Origin of the sequence: Buttiauxella sp. BIGb0471, assembly GCF_024807715.1 — a bacterium.
GTDB classification, from domain to species: domain Bacteria; phylum Pseudomonadota; class Gammaproteobacteria; order Enterobacterales; family Enterobacteriaceae; genus Buttiauxella; species Buttiauxella agrestis.
This window is the reverse complement of record NZ_JANUEU010000005.1, coordinates 126,660-143,405: the sequence shown is the minus strand read 5'-3', so window position 1 is coordinate 143,405 and position 16,746 is coordinate 126,660. Positions and strand designations below refer to the sequence as shown.

The 16,746-nt window shown below is 50.6% G+C and carries 16 protein-coding genes; 13 read left to right on the top strand and 3 right to left on the bottom strand.

The window, feature by feature from the left end; genetic code table 11:
• Nucleotides 1–305 precede the first annotated feature (305 nt).
• Complete coding sequence (bolA, locus tag M2371_RS16575; protein WP_034457988.1) at nt 306–623, bottom strand: transcriptional regulator BolA; 318 nt, start codon at nt 621–623, stop codon at nt 306–308.
• A gap of 305 nt (nt 624–928) precedes the next feature.
• On the opposite strand from bolA, the gene M2371_RS16570 reads away from it, so the two are divergent.
• The 8 genes from M2371_RS16570 to M2371_RS16535 all read left to right on the top strand — a co-directional run bounded on the left by M2371_RS16570 (nt 929) and on the right by M2371_RS16535 (nt 9,779).
• Entirely contained in the window at nt 929–1,507 is a 579-nt protein-coding gene (locus M2371_RS16570) for a lipoprotein (protein WP_034457986.1), read from the top strand.
• A 48-nt stretch (nt 1,508–1,555) separates the two neighbouring features.
• Nucleotides 1,556–3,031, top strand: coding sequence for a muropeptide MFS transporter AmpG (gene ampG / locus M2371_RS16565; RefSeq protein WP_259268201.1), 1,476 nt, complete (start codon nt 1,556–1,558; stop codon nt 3,029–3,031).
• Nucleotides 3,032–3,505: 474 nt separating this feature from the next.
• Nucleotides 3,506–4,453 carry a cytochrome o ubiquinol oxidase subunit II gene (cyoA, locus tag M2371_RS16560; RefSeq protein ID WP_172895391.1) on the top strand — a complete coding sequence of 316 codons (948 nt, stop codon included), beginning with the start codon at nt 3,506–3,508 and terminating at the stop codon, nt 4,451–4,453.
• 19 nt (nt 4,454–4,472) lie between these two features.
• Complete coding sequence (gene cyoB, locus M2371_RS16555; RefSeq protein WP_259268200.1) at nt 4,473–6,464, top strand: cytochrome o ubiquinol oxidase subunit I; 1,992 nt, start codon at nt 4,473–4,475, stop codon at nt 6,462–6,464.
• Complete coding sequence (locus M2371_RS16550; RefSeq protein WP_034493710.1) at nt 6,454–7,068, top strand: cytochrome o ubiquinol oxidase subunit III; 615 nt, start codon at nt 6,454–6,456, stop codon at nt 7,066–7,068. The genes cyoB and M2371_RS16550 overlap by 11 nt, the downstream gene beginning before the upstream one ends.
• Nucleotides 7,068–7,397, top strand: a complete 330-nt coding sequence (locus M2371_RS16545) for a cytochrome o ubiquinol oxidase subunit IV (RefSeq protein WP_034493709.1) — start codon at nt 7,068–7,070, stop codon at nt 7,395–7,397. The genes M2371_RS16550 and M2371_RS16545 overlap by 1 nt, the downstream gene beginning before the upstream one ends.
• Before the next feature lie 11 nt (nt 7,398–7,408).
• Nucleotides 7,409–8,296, top strand: coding sequence for a heme o synthase (gene cyoE, locus M2371_RS16540; RefSeq protein WP_034493708.1), 888 nt, complete (start codon nt 7,409–7,411; stop codon nt 8,294–8,296).
• Between the two features lie 118 nt (nt 8,297–8,414).
• On the top strand, nt 8,415–9,779 hold the full coding sequence (locus tag M2371_RS16535) for an MFS transporter (protein WP_259268199.1): 1,365 nt from the start codon (nt 8,415–8,417) through the stop codon (nt 9,777–9,779).
• 14 nt (nt 9,780–9,793) lie between these two features.
• Here the strand turns inward: M2371_RS16535 and M2371_RS16530 are convergent, their stop codons facing one another.
• Nucleotides 9,794–10,285 carry a YajQ family cyclic di-GMP-binding protein gene (locus tag M2371_RS16530; RefSeq protein ID WP_034493706.1) on the bottom strand — a complete coding sequence of 164 codons (492 nt, stop codon included), beginning with the start codon at nt 10,283–10,285 and terminating at the stop codon, nt 9,794–9,796.
• Between the two features lie 129 nt (nt 10,286–10,414).
• Here M2371_RS16530 and panE point away from each other — a divergent pair, with 129 nt between their 5' ends.
• Both panE and yajL read left to right on the top strand, forming a co-directional pair.
• Nucleotides 10,415–11,329, top strand: coding sequence for a 2-dehydropantoate 2-reductase (panE, locus tag M2371_RS16525; protein WP_259268198.1), 915 nt, complete (start codon nt 10,415–10,417; stop codon nt 11,327–11,329).
• Entirely contained in the window at nt 11,289–11,882 is a 594-nt protein-coding gene (yajL, locus tag M2371_RS16520; protein ID WP_259268197.1) for a protein deglycase YajL, read from the top strand. Before panE ends, yajL begins: the two co-directional genes overlap by 41 nt.
• A 90-nt stretch (nt 11,883–11,972) precedes the next feature.
• Here yajL and thiI read toward each other — a convergent pair whose 3' ends face one another.
• Nucleotides 11,973–13,421 carry a tRNA uracil 4-sulfurtransferase ThiI gene (gene thiI / locus M2371_RS16515; protein WP_259268196.1) on the bottom strand — a complete coding sequence of 483 codons (1,449 nt, stop codon included), beginning with the start codon at nt 13,419–13,421 and terminating at the stop codon, nt 11,973–11,975.
• Nucleotides 13,422–13,625: 204 nt separating this feature from the next.
• Between thiI and xseB the strand changes: the two genes are divergently transcribed.
• The 3 genes from xseB (at nt 13,626) to dxs (ending at nt 16,702) form a co-directional block, all read left to right on the top strand.
• A complete protein-coding gene (xseB, locus tag M2371_RS16510; RefSeq protein ID WP_034493701.1) occupies nt 13,626–13,868 on the top strand; it encodes an exodeoxyribonuclease VII small subunit in 243 nt (80 codons plus the stop codon).
• A complete protein-coding gene (ispA, locus tag M2371_RS16505; protein ID WP_172895397.1) occupies nt 13,869–14,768 on the top strand; it encodes a (2E,6E)-farnesyl diphosphate synthase in 900 nt (299 codons plus the stop codon).
• A 71-nt stretch (nt 14,769–14,839) separates the two neighbouring features.
• Entirely contained in the window at nt 14,840–16,702 is a 1,863-nt protein-coding gene (gene dxs / locus M2371_RS16500; RefSeq protein WP_172895398.1) for a 1-deoxy-D-xylulose-5-phosphate synthase, read from the top strand.
• Nucleotides 16,703–16,746 lie beyond the last annotated feature (44 nt).

The following is a 16,746-nucleotide window of genomic DNA, read 5'->3' as shown; positions in this document are numbered from 1 at the left end:
TGCGCTCCACAGAACCGGGATGCCTTCTGAATCAGAATCACATTCCCTGTCGTCAGAATCGTCCCGAAGACATTCCGAAAAATAAGACGCAGCATTATAGCGGCATCACCAAGGTGAGTCGAGAACGGCAACACAGTGTTGCTGCGGCCCTTTTCACAGTTCTTTTGGATTTATTGTCCTGCCCCTGGAAAAACAAGGGTTATTTCAGACAAAACAAAACGGCCCGCAGGCCGTTTTGTAAAACACGATTCATATACCGCAACATAAAGGAAAAGTTCCCTTAGTTGCAAGCCTGAAGGTTAACTTCAGGCGATTGAACCTGCTCCACGACAAGGTGGGGAGGCGAGAATAGTGTCATGCAACCCTTCCCATTCCTTAATGGTATAGGTGTGCAGGGCCAGCGCATGCACTGTGGACGAGAGTTCCGCACTTAAAGTGCCATAAATCATACGATGACGATTTAAAAAACGCTCACCCACAAAACGATCGCTGACCAGAACCACTTTAAAATGACTCTCTGAACCCGCCGGGACATTGTGACGATAGCTTTCATCCGCGACTTCCAGGATCACGGGTTCAAACGCTGCCCTTAATTTTGATTCTATTTGCTCGCGCATCATCATGAACTTTCTCCTCGACTACGTAGAGATGCCACTCATCCCTTTAAATGTTAGCCGCTTTTAGCCGTTTTATTAACGGAATTCCAACAATTATTTAGCTTTCGTCCTATTTTCTGAGCCAAGCCCCTGTAGCTTAATGTGATTACGGCACTAATTGGGGGCAAAGTGGTCAGATAGCTTTGCAACAGCTCAGAAAAAGCGCAACGCGATGAAATTACGTGCGTTAGCTACTTCCACTGGGCAACCGCAGTGTTATGATGGCGTGATTTTTTATCTGCCTGCCCCTTGAGTACATTGAGATAGCGAACATGTTAAAAAAATTATTATTCCCGTTGGTCGCCGTATTTATGCTGGCCAGCTGCGCAACACCACCAACGACCATTGATGTTTCTCCGACGATCAGCTTGCCACAGCAAGACCCAAGCCTGATGGGCGTAACTGTAAGCATCAACGGTGCAGATCAACGTAAAGACCAGGCGCTGGCGAAAGTCACCCGTGATAACCAACTGGTTACGCTGACTCCATCTCGTGACCTACGCTTCTTGCTTCAAGAAGTGCTGGAAAAACAGATGACTGCGCGTGGTTACATGGTTGGGCCAAACAGCCCGGTTGATCTGCAAATCATCGTAAACCAGTTGTTTGCTGACGTGTCTCAGGGCAGCGTGCGCTACAACATCGCCACTAAAGCTGACATCGTAATCATTGCGACAGCAAAAAATGGCAACAAGATGACCAAAAACTACCGTTCTAGCTATAACGTAGAAGGGGCGTTCCAGGCTACCAACAAGAATATCGCCAACGCGGTGAACTCCGTATTGACTGATACCATTGCTGATATGGCTCAGGACACCAGCGTTCACGACTTTATTAAGCAGAACGCTCGTTAATCAATACCCCACCAGCCCGTGTCATGCGGGCTGGCTGTAGAGCAAAGTATGCCCAACCATTATCTGCGTCTCTTCCAGCAACCTAAATCAGCCATTCTTCTGATTTTAGGCTTTGCGTCCGGCCTCCCTCTCGCCCTCACCTCCGGCACGCTACAAGCATGGATGACGGTGGAAAACATCGATCTTAAAACCATTGGTTTCTTCTCGCTCGTCGGGCAAGCCTATGTGTTTAAGTTTCTGTGGTCGCCGATTATGGACAGATATACGCCGCCGCTGCTGGGGCGTCGTCGTGGTTGGCTGCTGATTACCCAAGTCTTGTTATTGATTGCTATTGCGGGCATGGGCTTCCTTGAACCCGGCTCGCAGTTGCGTTGGATGGCGGCGCTAGCGGTCATCATTGCTTTCTGCTCGGCTTCACAAGATATTGTCTTTGACGCCTGGAAAACCGATATTCTTCCGGCAGAAGAACGCGGCACGGGCGCAGCAATCAGTGTGTTGGGTTATCGCCTGGCGATGCTGGTTTCTGGTGGTTTGGCACTCTGGCTTGCGGATAGATACCTCGGCTGGCAAGGCATGTATTGGCTGATGGCCGCATTAATGCTGCCTTGTATCATAGCCACTTTGTTTGCGCCTGAACCGACTGATGCGATCCCCGTTCCAAAAAGCCTTGAACAAGCCGTTGTCGCCCCTTTGCGTGATTTCTTTGGGCGCAATAATGCCTGGCTTATCCTGCTGCTGATTGTGTTGTACAAACTCGGCGATGCGTTTGCCATGAGTTTAACGACCACGTTTTTGATTCGCGGTGTGGGTTTTGATGCAGGTGAAGTCGGCGTCGTGAATAAAACACTGGGGCTGATTGCAACCATTATTGGCGCATTGTACGGCGGCATTTTGATGCAACGCCTGTCGTTGTTCCGCGCGTTGCTAATCTTTGGCATTTTGCAGGCGGTGTCCAACGCGGGTTACTGGATTCTCTCGGTCACCGACAAAAACATGATCAGCATGGCGAGCGCCGTATTCTTTGAAAATCTTTGCGGCGGGATGGGTACGGCTGCATTTGTGGCCCTTCTGATGACGCTGTGTAATAAATCTTTTTCCGCGACCCAATTCGCTTTGTTATCGGCTCTTTCGGCTGTAGGTCGTGTTTATGTCGGGCCAATAGCCGGTTGGTTTGTTGAAGCCCAGGGTTGGCCTACGTTTTACTTATTTTCCGTGGTCGCCGCGGTACCCGGCATCTTGCTGCTTTTAGTTTGCAAAACGACGCTGGAATATACGCAAAATAACGATAGCTTCATTCCACGCAGTGAATTTTCATCGGCCTATCGCATTGCGCTTCGCGCATTCATGCTGGGCTGCGCACTTCTCGCCGTATGGTTGGTTGTATTGATTACCAATGCCATCGGCCTCACAAACTGGGCCTTCAACATTCAGTTCCTCGAATGGGGGGCATTATTTGCAATTGGGGGGATTTTGTTTGGTGGGTTGCTTGATTATCTGGCTTTGCGAAAAACGGCGTTGGTCTAAAACCGCCAGATAAATATTAATAATAAGTTTCGATGCGTGATTATATTGTTCAATTAATACGCAGACAATAAGTTGAGTGAATTATTTCCCGAAAGCAAGACTCTTTTTTTACATTATTAGCAGAGAAATTATTTTCACCCTGCCTTTAACCGATTCAGCTTTTGGTTAATTAAATTTGTAGATCAATTCGTTTATCAATTGATGCTAATTTGTTAAATTTATGTTTAACAAAATGATTGGTTATACCAATTAACCTGTACTATTTATGGCAACATAGGTTTTCGTTATAACCTTGCCGGGCCGCGGCCTATCTCGAGATTTTACAGTTTGTTGCATTCTATGTGACATTGTTGGCAGAACCCAGTAACACCACACTGACACTATGCCATTCATGTTTACAGTAATGTAACCTTCCCGTAAAATGCCTCCACACTTTAAACGACAATTAGAGCTCCCCGGAATTGAGGTCGTTAAATGAGACTCAGGAAATACAATAAAAGTTTGGGATGGTTGGCATTAATTACAGGCACTTTTTTACTGAGTGGCTGTGATTCTGCACTTCTGGACCCCAAAGGACAAATTGGACTGGAACAACGTTCATTGATACTGACAGCGATCGGGCTGATGTTGATAGTCGTTATACCCGCTATCGCAATGGCTATCGGTTTTGCCTGGAAATATCGTGCATCAAACAAAAACGCCAAATACAGCCCCAACTGGTCGCACTCGAACAAAGTTGAAGCTGTGGTCTGGACGATTCCTATCCTTATCGTCATCTTCCTCGCGGTACTAACCTGGAAAACCACGCACGCTCTTGAGCCAAGCAAACCGCTTGTTCACGATGCCAAGCCGGTGACCATCGAAGTTATCGCTATGGACTGGAAATGGTTCTTCATCTACCCAGAGCAAGGTATTGCTACGGTTAATGAAATTGCCTTCCCGGCCAACACCCCGGTGGAATTCAAAATCACCTCTAACTCGGTGATGAACTCCTTCTTTATTCCGCGCCTGGGCAGCCAAATCTACGCAATGGCAGGTATGCAAACTAAGTTGCACCTGATTGCAGACGAAGCAGGCACCTACGACGGTATTTCGTCTAACTACAGCGGTAAAGGTTTCTCTGGGATGAAGTTCAAGGCAATCGCCACCCCAGATATGGACACCTTTAACCAGTGGGTAGCTAAAGCCAAACAGTCTCCGGAAGTCATGAACGATATGGCAACTTACGAGAAACTGGCACAGCCTAGCGAATACAACAAAGTCGAATACTTCTCCGCTGTTAAGCCAGATTTGTTTAAAGACGTTATTAACAAATTCATGGGGCACGGGAAGAGCATGGACATGACCCAACCTGAAGGCGAGCATACAGCGCACGAAGGGATGGAAGGCATGGACATGAGTCACGCGGAAACCTCTCACTAAGGGGCCGAGGAATAATACGATGTTCGGAAAACTTACACTGGATGCAATCCCATACCATGAACCCATTGTCATGGTTACGGTGGCAGCAATTATCGTCGGGGGACTGGCGCTAGTTGCAGCTATCACTTACTTCGGTAAGTGGGAATATTTATGGAAAGAGTGGTTCACCTCGGTTGACCACAAACGCCTCGGCATAATGTACGTGATTGTCGCAATCGTCATGCTTCTGCGTGGCTTTGCTGACGCCATCATGATGCGTAGCCAGCAGGTTTTGGCTTCCGCCGGAGAAGCAGGCTTCCTGCCACCTCATCACTACGACCAGATCTTTACTGCCCACGGCGTAATCATGATCTTCTTCGTGGCGATGCCATTTGTTATCGGCCTGATGAACATCGTCGTGCCACTGCAGATTGGTGCGCGTGACGTTGCCTTCCCATTCCTGAACAACCTGAGCTTCTGGTTCACTGTTGTAGGTGTGGTGTTGGTTAACCTGTCTCTTGGGGTGGGTGAATTCGCACAGACCGGTTGGGTGGCTTATCCGCCGCTATCGGGCATAGAGTACAGTCCGGGGGTCGGCGTCGACTACTGGATATGGGCACTCCAGCTCTCGGGTATCGGTACGACATTAACGGGTATTAACTTCTTCGTTACTATCCTGAATATGCGTACGCCTGGCATGACTATGTTCAAAATGCCGGTGTTTACCTGGGCTTCGCTGTGTACCAACGTACTGATTATCGCGGCATTCCCAATCTTTACCGTGACCGTCGCACTGTTAACCCTTGACCGCTACCTTGGCACCCATTTCTTTACCAATGATATGGGTGGCAACATGATGATGTATATCAACCTCATCTGGGCATGGGGCCACCCGGAAGTTTATATCCTGGTACTGCCTGTGTTTGGTGTGTTCTCCGAAGTGGTTGCGACATTCTCGAAAAAACGCCTGTTCGGTTACACCTCTCTGGTGTGGGCGACCATCGCAATTACGGTACTGTCGTTCATCGTTTGGCTGCACCACTTCTTCACCATGGGCAGCGGCGCGAACGTCAACGCCTTCTTCGGTATCGCCACAATGATCATCGCCATCCCAACAGGGGTGAAGATCTTCAACTGGCTGTTCACCATGTATCAGGGTCGTATCGAGTTCAACTCCGCGATGCTGTGGACCATTGGCTTCATCGTCACCTTCTCTATTGGTGGCATGACCGGTGTTCTGTTAGCGGTTCCGGGTGCTGACTTCGTACTGCACAACAGCCTGTTCCTGATTGCTCACTTCCATAACGTGATTATCGGTGGTGTGGTATTCGGTTGCTTCGCTGGCCTGACTTACTGGTGGCCAAAAGCCTTCGGCTTCACCCTGAACGAAACCTGGGGTAAACGTGCCTTCTGGTTCTGGATCATCGGCTTCTTCGTCGCATTTATGCCGCTGTACGTGTTGGGCTTCATGGGTATGACCCGTCGCCTGAGCCAACAGATTGATCCACAGTTCCACACTCTGCTGGTTGTTGCAGCTTGTGGTGCGGGCCTGATTGCTCTGGGTATTCTGTCTCAGCTGATTCAGTTCTACGTCTCTATTCGTGAGCGTGAGCAGAACCGTGACCTGACAGGTGACCCGTGGGGTGGCCGTACGCTGGAGTGGTCAACTTCTTCCCCTCCTCCGTTCTACAACTTTGCTCACTTGCCGCACGTTCATGAACGTGATGCATTCTGGGAAATGAAAGAGAAAGGCGAAGCGTACAAACAGCCAACGCACTATGAAGAAATTCATATGCCACGTAACAGCGGTGCGGGCATCGTGATTGCCGCGTTCGCTACCGTGTTTGGTTTCGCGATGATCTGGCACATCTGGTGGATGGCGATTGCAGCGTTCGCAGGCATCATCATCACCTGGATTGCGAAAAGCTTCGACGAAGATGTGGATTACTACGTTCCGGTTGCGGAAGTCGAAAAACTGGAAAACCAGCACTTCGATGAAATTACCAAAGCAGGGCTGAAAAATGTCAACTGAAACTCTCACTCACGCTAACGCCCACGCTGCGGAGCATGGGCATCACGATGCAGGAACCAACAAAGTCTTTGGTTTCTGGATCTACCTGATGAGCGACTGCATTCTGTTCTGTTGCTTGTTTGCTACCTATGCCGTTCTGGTGAACGGCACTGCCGGCGGTCCGACAGGGAAAGACATTTTCGAACTGCCATTTGTGCTGGTTGAAACTGCCCTGCTGTTATTCAGCTCCATCACCTACGGCATGGCGATTATCGCCATGAACAAAGGCAACAAGAGCCAGGTTATTTCCTGGCTTGCGATGACCTTCCTGTTCGGTGCGGGCTTCGTCGCGATGGAAATCTATGAATTCCATCATCTGATTGTGGAAGGTTTCGGGCCGGATCGTAGCGGCTTCCTGTCAGGCTTCTTTGCCCTGGTCGGTACGCACGGTCTGCACGTAACTTCTGGCCTGGTCTGGATGGCGTTGATGATGTTCCATGTCTATCGCCGCGGCTTGACCAGTGCTAACCGCACTCGCCTGATGTGCCTGAGCCTGTTCTGGCACTTCCTGGACGTAGTATGGATCTGCGTATTCTCGGTTGTTTATCTGATGGGGGCGATGTAATGAGCCATTCAAATGAACACGCTGGCGCCCACCACGGTAGCGTTAAAACCTACATGACAGGTTTTATCCTGTCGATCATCCTGACGGCAATTCCGTTCTGGATGGTCATGACAGGTACTGCCTCCCACGCCGTGATTCTTGGCGTGGTGCTGGGCAGTGCGGTAGTACAGATTTTGGTTCACCTGGTGTGCTTCCTGCACATGAACACCTCTTCTGAGGAACGTTGGAACCTGGTAGCCTTTGCCTTTACTGCGCTAATAATTGCCATTCTGGTGGTCGGCTCTATCTGGATTATGTGGAACCTCAACCAGAACATGATGGTTCACTAAGAGCAGCCTATATGATGAAGCGGTACCTACAAGTCACTAAACCAGGAATTATTTTCGGCAATTTAATTTCTGTCATTGGCGGATTTTTACTGGCCTCAAAGGGCAGTATTGATTACACCCTGTTTATCTCCACCCTGGTTGGGGTGTCGTTGGTCGTGGCATCGGGTTGTGTTTATAACAACTTCATTGACCGCGACATCGACCGCAAAATGGAGAGAACCAAGAATAGGGTTCTGGTCAAAGGCCTGATTGCGCCGAAAACCTCGCTGGTATACGCCACCTTGTTGGGTATTGCTGGCTTCATGCTGCTGTGGTTTGGTGCTAACCCGCTGGCCATGTGGTTAGGCGTGATGGGCTTTGTGGTTTATGTCGGCGTTTATAGCCTGTACATGAAGCGCCACTCCGTCTACGGCACGCTGATCGGTAGCCTGTCGGGTGCCGCACCGCCGGTTATTGGTTACTGCGCTGTCACCAATGAATTTGATGCCGGTGCTTTGATCCTGCTGGCTATCTTTAGCCTGTGGCAGATGCCGCATTCCTATGCGATTGCCATCTTCCGCTTTAAAGATTACCAGGCCGCAAACATTCCGGTGTTGCCAGTGGTTAAAGGGATTTCGGTCGCAAAAAACCACATTACGGTTTATATCATCGCCTTTGCCGTCGCAACGTTGATGCTGTCACTTGGCGGTTATGCCGGATGGAAATATCTGGTTGTAGCCGCCGCGGTAAGCGTCTGGTGGTTAGGCATGGCATTGCGTGGGTATAAAGTCGAAGACGATAAAGTCTGGGCGCGCAAACTGTTCGTCTTTTCAATCGTTGCCATCACTTCACTCAGCGTAATGATGTCAGTCGACTTTATGGTGCCAGATTCACAAAATCTAATGACTTACGTCTGGTAAGTCGTGAACCTCTTAAAAGGGCGCATTTGCGCCCTTTTTTATTTGTGTTAACAATCTATCCATTTACCCTCCTTTTCCCACGCACTACACTAAGGCCGGCTTTTTATCAGAGGTGGTAATGAACGATTATAAAATGACGCCCGTCGAGTTACGTGCGACGTGGGGTTTAGGCACGGTATTTTCACTACGCATGCTCGGCATGTTTATGGTGCTCCCGGTTCTTACCACTTATGGCATGGCACTCCAGGGCGCGAGCGAAGCGCTGATTGGTATCGCCATCGGTATTTATGGCCTCGCACAGGCTATCTTCCAGATTCCTTTTGGTCTACTTTCCGACCGCATTGGGCGCAAGCCGTTGATTATCGGCGGACTCTTAATTTTCGTGCTGGGCAGCGTGATTGCCGCACTTTCTGATTCCATCTGGGGCGTGATCCTTGGTCGCGCATTACAGGGTTCAGGCGCGATTGCCGCTGCGGTTATGGCACTGCTTTCTGACTTAACCCGCGAACAGAATCGCACTAAAGCTATGGCGTTTATCGGCGTCAGCTTTGGCGTCACTTTCGCCATTGCCATGGTGCTCGGCCCGATAATCACTCATAACCTGGGTTTAAATGCGCTGTTCTGGATGATTGCGATTCTGGCGACCTGCGGCATTTTAATCACCCTTTGGGTGGTGCCGAATTCTAAAAGCCACGTGCTAAACCGTGAGTCCGGCATGGTGAAAGGCTGCTTTAGCAAAGTGCTGGCAGAACCGAAATTACTCAAGCTGAACTTCGGTATCATGTGCCTGCACATCATGTTGATGTCGACGTTTGTCGCCCTACCCGGTCAACTCGAACAAGCCGGTTTCCCGGCCTCCGAGCACTGGAAAATCTATCTGTGCACGATGCTCATTGCTTTCGCATCGGTCGTACCCTTTATCATTTATGCGGAAGTAAAACGCCGCATGAAACGCGTGTTTGTTGGCTGCGTTGCGCTACTGCTGATTGCTGAAATTGTGCTGTGGGGTTCCGGCCCGCATTTCTGGGAACTGGTGTTAGGCGTGCAGTTGTTCTTCCTCGCCTTTAACCTGATGGAAGCCATCTTACCGTCACTTATCAGCAAAGAATCGCCAGCCGGTTATAAAGGTACAGCAATGGGAATTTACTCCACCAGCCAGTTCCTGGGTGTGGCGATTGGCGGTTCATTTGGCGGCTGGATTGACGGATTATTTGATTCACAAACCGTTTTCCTCGCGGGCGCATTGCTGGCAATGATTTGGTTGCTGGTAAGCAGCACGATGACTGAGCCACCGTATGTCGCAAGCTTGCGTATTGAATTACCAGAAGATGTGGCCGATGACGAAACGCTGAAGCAACGAATTCTTGCGCAAAATGGCGTGAGTGATGTGAATATTATTACGCAGGAACGCAGTGCTTACGTGAAGATAGACAGCAAACTGACGAATCGGTTTGAGATTGAGCAGTTGGTGAAAGGGGCGTAAACGCCCCTTAAATATCAGTCGCGGAAGTTTTTAAACTGGAACGGCTGTCCCAAATCACCGCCACGAACCAGCGCCATTGCGGCCTGTAAATCGTCGCGAGATTTGCCCGTTACACGCAGTTCCTCGCCCTGAATCTGCACCTGAACCTTGGTTTTGCTGTCTTTAATCAGCTTCACAATTTTCTTGGCAATCGCAGCTTCAATGCCCTGCTTGAGTTTCGCTTCAACGCTCCAGGTTTTACCGCTGTGCACGAACTCTTCCGGCACATCAATGGAAGCCCCTTCGATACCGCGCTTCAGCAGCTTGGCACGAAGAATATCCAACAGTTGGTTCACCTGGAAGTCAGACTCACTGGCTACTTTAATGGACTGATTTTTCTCATTCAGTTCAAATGTCGCCGGTACATTGCGGAAGTCAAAACGAGTAGCAACCTCACGCTCAGCGTTTTCAATCGCGTTACGCACTTCCTGGATATCAATTTCAGACACAATGTCAAAAGATGGCATGCTTTCTTCTCCCTCTCTTTTTGTTGCGTTGCATAATACCTGCTGGGCCACGCAAAACAACCCGTTAAAGCAGTAGAGAGCTCTGTATAATATAGATTAAGCCAAACATCTGCGGCTTTGGGAGGCAAAATGAAAATCACCGTGCTGGGTTGCGGTGCACTTGGCCAACTTTGGCTAGCATCACTTTATAAGCAAGGACATGAGGTTCAGGGATGGTTGCGTGTGCCGCAGCCTTTTTGCCATGTCAATGTACTCGAAACCGACGGTAGGGTGTTTAACCAAACGCTGACGGCCAACGATCCTGATTTTCTCGCCAGCAGCGAATTATTGCTGGTCACACTTAAAGCCTGGCAGGTTTCCACTGCGGTGAAAACGCTCGCAGCGCGGCTTCCCGTCACCTGCCCAATTCTGCTTTTGCACAATGGAATGGGTACGCTTGAGGAACTCGCCACACTCTCTCAACCGTTATTGACTGGAGTCACTACGCACGCAGCACGTCATGATGGCAATATGATTATTCACGTTGCTAACGGCATCACGCATATGGGTCCCGGCAATGCAGCAGGCAACGATTTTAGTTTTCTGGCCGATATGCTGCACCACGCTTTACCGGAAATAGCCTGGCACAACAATATTATGGCGGCTAACTGGAAGAAGCTGGCGGTGAACTGCGTGGTTAACCCGCTCACCGCGCTCTACAATTGCCCTAATGGGGAATTACGTCACTACCCTGACGAAGTGAGCCAAATTTGCAATGAAGTCGCGATGGTGATGGAGCGCGAAGGCCACCATACATCAGCCGAAGCGCTGCTTTTTTATGTCGAAGAAGTTATCGAAAGCACCGCTGCGAACATCTCTTCGATGCTTCAGGATGTTCGGGTGCAACGTCACACCGAGATTGATTACATTACCGGTTATTTACTGCAACGCGCGCGCGCCCATGGCCTTTCAGTGCCGGTGAACAGCCGCTTGTATGAGCTGATTAAGCGTAAGGAGAATGAGTATGAGCGCACGAGCACTGGTTTGCCTGGCTCCTGGAACTGAAGAAACGGAAGCCGTTACCACCATCGACCTTCTGGTGCGAGCCGGAATCAGCGTGACGACCGCCAGCGTTGCCAGTGACGGAAATCTCACGATTGTCTGTTCACGAGGGGTAAAACTGCTGGCAGATGCCCCGCTGGTTGAAGTGGCAGACGGCGAGTTTGATGTCATTGTCTTGCCCGGTGGTTTGAAAGGTGCCGAATGTTTCCGTGACAGTCCGCTATTAGTGGAAACCGTGCGCCAGTTCCATCTTTCCGGGCGTATCGTGGCCGCGATTTGTGCCGCAGCAGGGACGGTTTTGGTTACGCATGAATTATTCCCAATAGCGAATATGACAGGTTATCCAGGTCTGAAAGAGACGATTCCGGAAGCACAGTGGCAGGATAAACGTATCGTCTGGGACCCACGCGTCAATCTGCTGACCAGCCAGGGGCCGGGTACGGCAATAGATTTCGCGCTGAAGATTATTGATTTACTGGTGAGCCGTGAAAAAGCTCATGAGGTTTCACAGCAATTGGTATTGGCGGCGGGAATTTACAGTTACAGAGATTACTAAAACCCCCCTCACCCTGGCCCTCTCCCTGAGGGAGAGGGAATTGCACTTCTCCTTCTCCTGGGGGAGAAGGCCGGGATGAGGGCGTAGAATTTAAGCGCGATAAACCTTCACGTTCTCAAAACCTTGCTCACGCAGATACAGCGCCTGCAAACGGCTCATCACGCCACGGTCGCACCACAGCAAATATGTTTTGCTCTGATCCAAATCGCCAAATGCGGTGCTCAGTTTATAGAATGGCAGCGACGCCACTTCCACACCTTCTGGCTTAAATGGCTTATCGTCTTGTTCGTCGATAGAACGAATATCCAGCAGCACGTCATTCGGGCCAAATGCATCAACGGTTTCAACTTCCGTTACCACTTCTTTGCTCTGATTGGCAATTTCACGGATGTCGATGTTAGTCGCTTCTTCAACGACACGATCGAGAATCGAGAAATCGAAGTTGGCTTCTTCCGCTTCAATCTTCGCCTTCACCGCTTTGACGGTTGGGCTTTTCGAGATAACACCGCAATATTCCGGCATGGTACGAGCGAAATCAGCGGTACCGATTTCACGCGCCAGATCGATGATGTGCTCTTTATCGTGAGAAATAAGCGGGCGCAGAATCAGCGTATCGGAAACGTTGTCAATTAAACGCAGGTTGGTCAGCGTCTGGCTGGAAACCTGGCCCAGCGCTTCGCCAGTAACCAGTGCCTGCACGCCGTAGCGCTCTGCAACACGGGAAGCCGCGCGCACGAACATACGTTTAAGCACCACGCCCATCTGGCCGTCTTCGACTTTCTCGAGGATTTCACCCACCACAGGTTCAAAGTTGATCGCCACGAAACGTACGCGGTGGGAGCTGCCGAAACGGTTCCACAGGTAATGCGCGACTTGTTTAACGCCGATTTCGTGCGCTGCACCACCGAGGTTAAAGAAGCAGTAATGCACGCGGCAACCGCGACGCATCAGCATGTAGCTGGAAACACCCGAATCGAAACCACCGGAAATCAGCGATAACACATCTTCTTGCGTGCCAATCGGGAAGCCGCCGATACCTTCATAACGGCCTTTCACCAGCAGCAGGCGATCGTTTTCAATTTCCAGATTAACGGTCACATCAGGCTTAGTCAGTTTTACACGCGCCGATTCAATGTGCTGATTCAGGCCACCGCCGACGTAACGTTCAACTTCAATCGAACTAAACTCATGCTTACCACGACGTTTCACTCGCACGCAGAAGGTTTTTCCTTCCAGTTGCTCACGATAAAGCTCCAGCGCCTGTTCGAAGATATTATGCAAATCGGTAAACGGCACATCTTCAACTTCAAGAATGTGGTGGATACCAGGAATGCGGGTCAGCGCTTCACGAATGGCGATGCGCTGATTTTCATCTTTAGCGCGAACTTCAATGTTGTCCCAATGGCGAACAACCGCCAGGTCTTCATCGTAGTGCTTTAAAACGTTGCGAATGTTCCCGGTGAGCATCTTAATAAAGCGTATGCGCACAGATTGACTCTTGATGGTGATTTCCGGGAACAATTTAATGATAAACTTCATGGCGGCTTAGATTCGTTGATGAGCCAGGCATGACTAATCATGCGGGCTGGAAGACTTAAAGAACTGCAACGGCGAGTTGCCGCTGCATCCGAGGCGCGCAAGTATATCACTAACCTCTGCTAACCAACATGCTCATGGTTACTTGCTTGTCAGTTTCCGCTACCATTGCAGAGTCGCAAAAATTATTAGAGTCAGACATTCACTATGCCGAAAAAAACCGAAGTCCCGGCCAGTTTTGAAACTGCGCTTGTGGAGCTTGAGCAGATTGTTACTCGTCTGGAGAGCGGAGATTTAGCGCTCGAAGAGGCGTTAAATGAATTTGAACGTGGTGTGCAACTTGCGCGTCAGGGTCAGGTGAAACTGCAACAGGCAGAACAACGCGTGCAAATCCTGCTAAACGATAGCGAAGACGCCCCACTCAAGCCTTTTACCCCGGATAACGAGTAAATGGATTTTAACCATCAGTTGCAGGCCCACGCAGAACGGGCCAACGATGCGCTGCTGCGTTTTCTGGCACCGCTACCGTTTCAGAACACTCCTCTGGTTGAGGCAATGCACTATGGCGCATTATTTGGTGGGAAGAGACTCCGCCCTTTTCTGGTCTACGCGACCGGAGAAATGTTCGGCATAGCGCAAGAAACACTGGATGCGCCTGCTGCGGCAGTTGAGTGCATCCATGCATATTCTTTGATTCATGACGATTTACCCGCCATGGATGATGACGATCTGCGTCGTGGGCAGCCCACCTGTCACATTAAATTCGGTGAAGCCAGCGCGATATTAGCCGGAGACGCTCTGCAAACGCTGGCGTTTTCTATACTCAGTGATGCCCCTATGCCTGGTGTTGCTATTGCTGATCGATTAGCGATGGTGAAAGAGTTGGCTGTGGCTAGCGGTGTGGCGGGAATGTGTGGCGGCCAGGCGTTGGATCTTGAAGCCGAAGGCAAGCATGTCGATTTGCAAAGCCTCGAGCGTATTCATCGTCATAAAACCGGCGCGTTAATTCGTGCCGCTGTTCGCCTGGGCGCGTTGAGTGCCGGTGACGCTGGCCGCAACGCACTGCCATTGCTGGACCGTTATGCAGAAAGCATCGGCCTGGCATTCCAGGTCCAGGACGATATTCTCGACGTTATCGGTGATACTGCAACATTGGGTAAGCGCCAGGGCGCCGACCAGCAACTGGGTAAAAGCACTTATCCGGCCTTGCTGGGGCTAGAAAATGCCAAAACTAAAGCGTGGGATCTTTACCAGGATTCTCTGAGGGCGCTGGAAGGCTTGGCTCGCCAGTCGTTAGACACTACCGCACTGGAAGCGTTAGCGAGCTACATCATCCAACGTGATAAATAATTATTAACTTACCCTTTGGCATTCAGGCGCAGGCTTGAAGGATGAAGGGTAAAAACCACGATGAGTTTCTAATGAGTTTTGATATTGCCAAATACCCGACCCTCGCACTGGTGGAATCAGCCCCTGAGCTACGCCTGTTGCCAAAAGAAAGCTTGCCGAAACTTTGTGACGAGCTGCGTCGTTACCTGCTCGATAGCGTAAGCCGCTCCAGTGGGCACTTTGCCTCTGGCCTTGGCACGGTAGAACTGACCGTGGCGCTTCACTATGTGTATAACACACCGTTCGACCAGCTAATCTGGGATGTCGGTCATCAGGCATATCCGCACAAAATCATTACTGGACGTCGTGACAAAATTGGCACCATCCGCCAGAAAGGCGGCCTGCATCCGTTCCCATGGCGTGCCGAAAGTGAATATGACGTTCTGAGCGTGGGTCACTCATCCACCTCCATCAGCGCCGGAATCGGTATCGCTGTTGCCGCTCAGAAAGAAGGCAAAGACCGCCGCACCGTGTGTGTGATTGGTGATGGCGCGATTACGGCAGGCATGGCTTTTGAAGCGATGAACCACGCCGGAGATATTCGCCCGAACATGCTGGTGATCCTCAACGACAACGAAATGTCGATTTCCGAGAACGTCGGGGCGTTGAACAACCACCTCGCGCAACTGCTTTCAGGCAAACTCTATTCATCGCTGCGCGAAGGCGGCAAGAAAGTCTTCTCTGGCGTACCGCCAATTAAAGAACTGCTCAAACGCACCGAAGAACATCTGAAAGGCATGGTGGTGCCGGGTACGTTGTTTGAAGAGTTAGGCTTTAACTATATTGGCCCGGTTGACGGACACGATGTGGTCGGGCTGGTTAACACGCTCAAAAACATGCGCGACCTGAACGGCCCGCAATTCCTGCACATCATGACCAAAAAAGGTCGTGGTTACGCGCCAGCGGAAAAAGACCCTATCAGCTTCCATGCGGTGCCTAAGTTTGACCCGCAAAGCGGCACGCTGCCAAAAGCATCTGGTGGCCTGCCGAGCTATTCGAAAATCTTTGGTAACTGGCTGTGTGAAACCGCCGCCCATGACGACAAGCTCATGGCCGTGACGCCAGCAATGCGCGAAGGCTCGGGCATGGTTGAATTTTCACGCCAGTACCCGTCGCAATATTTTGATGTCGCCATCGCCGAACAGCACGCCGTGACATTCGCTGCAGGTTTGGCGATTGGCGGTTACAAGCCGGTTGTCGCCATTTATTCGACCTTCCTGCAACGTGCTTACGATCAGGTGATTCACGACGTCGCTATCCAGAAACTGCCGGTGTTGTTTGCCATCGACCGCGCCGGAATTGTCGGTGCTGACGGGCAAACCCACCAGGGCGCGTTTGATATATCCTTCCTGCGCTGCATTCCGGAAATGGTCATCATGACGCCAAGCGATGAAAACGAATGCCGCCTGATGCTACATACGGGTTACCACTACAACGACGGCCCATCTGCCGTGCGTTATCCGCGTGGAACCGGGACGGGCGCTGAGTTGCAAGCGCTGGAATCACTGCCAATCGGCAAAGGCGTGAAGAAACGCGCAGGTGAAAAAGTCGCGCTGCTGAACTTCGGCACTCTGTTGCCAGAAGCCGAGGCCGTTGCGCAGTCACTTAACGCAACGCTGGTCGACATGCGCTTTGTGAAGCCGCTCGATGAAGCGCTGATTCTTGAACTGGCTGGCTGCCACGAATCGTTAGTGACCATTGAAGAGAATGCCATTATCGGTGGTGCTGGCAGTGGCGTGAATGAAGTGCTGATGGCTAATCGTAAAGTGGTTCCGGTTCTCAATATCGGCCTGCCGGATTACTTCATCCCGCAAGGCACGCAGGAAGAAGCCCGTGCCGCCATCGGACTCGATGCTATCGGCATGGAAACCAAAATCCGCGACTGGCTCAAATAATCCCCTGCTCCACTCCTGCTATGCTTAAAGAACCTGAATAGCCG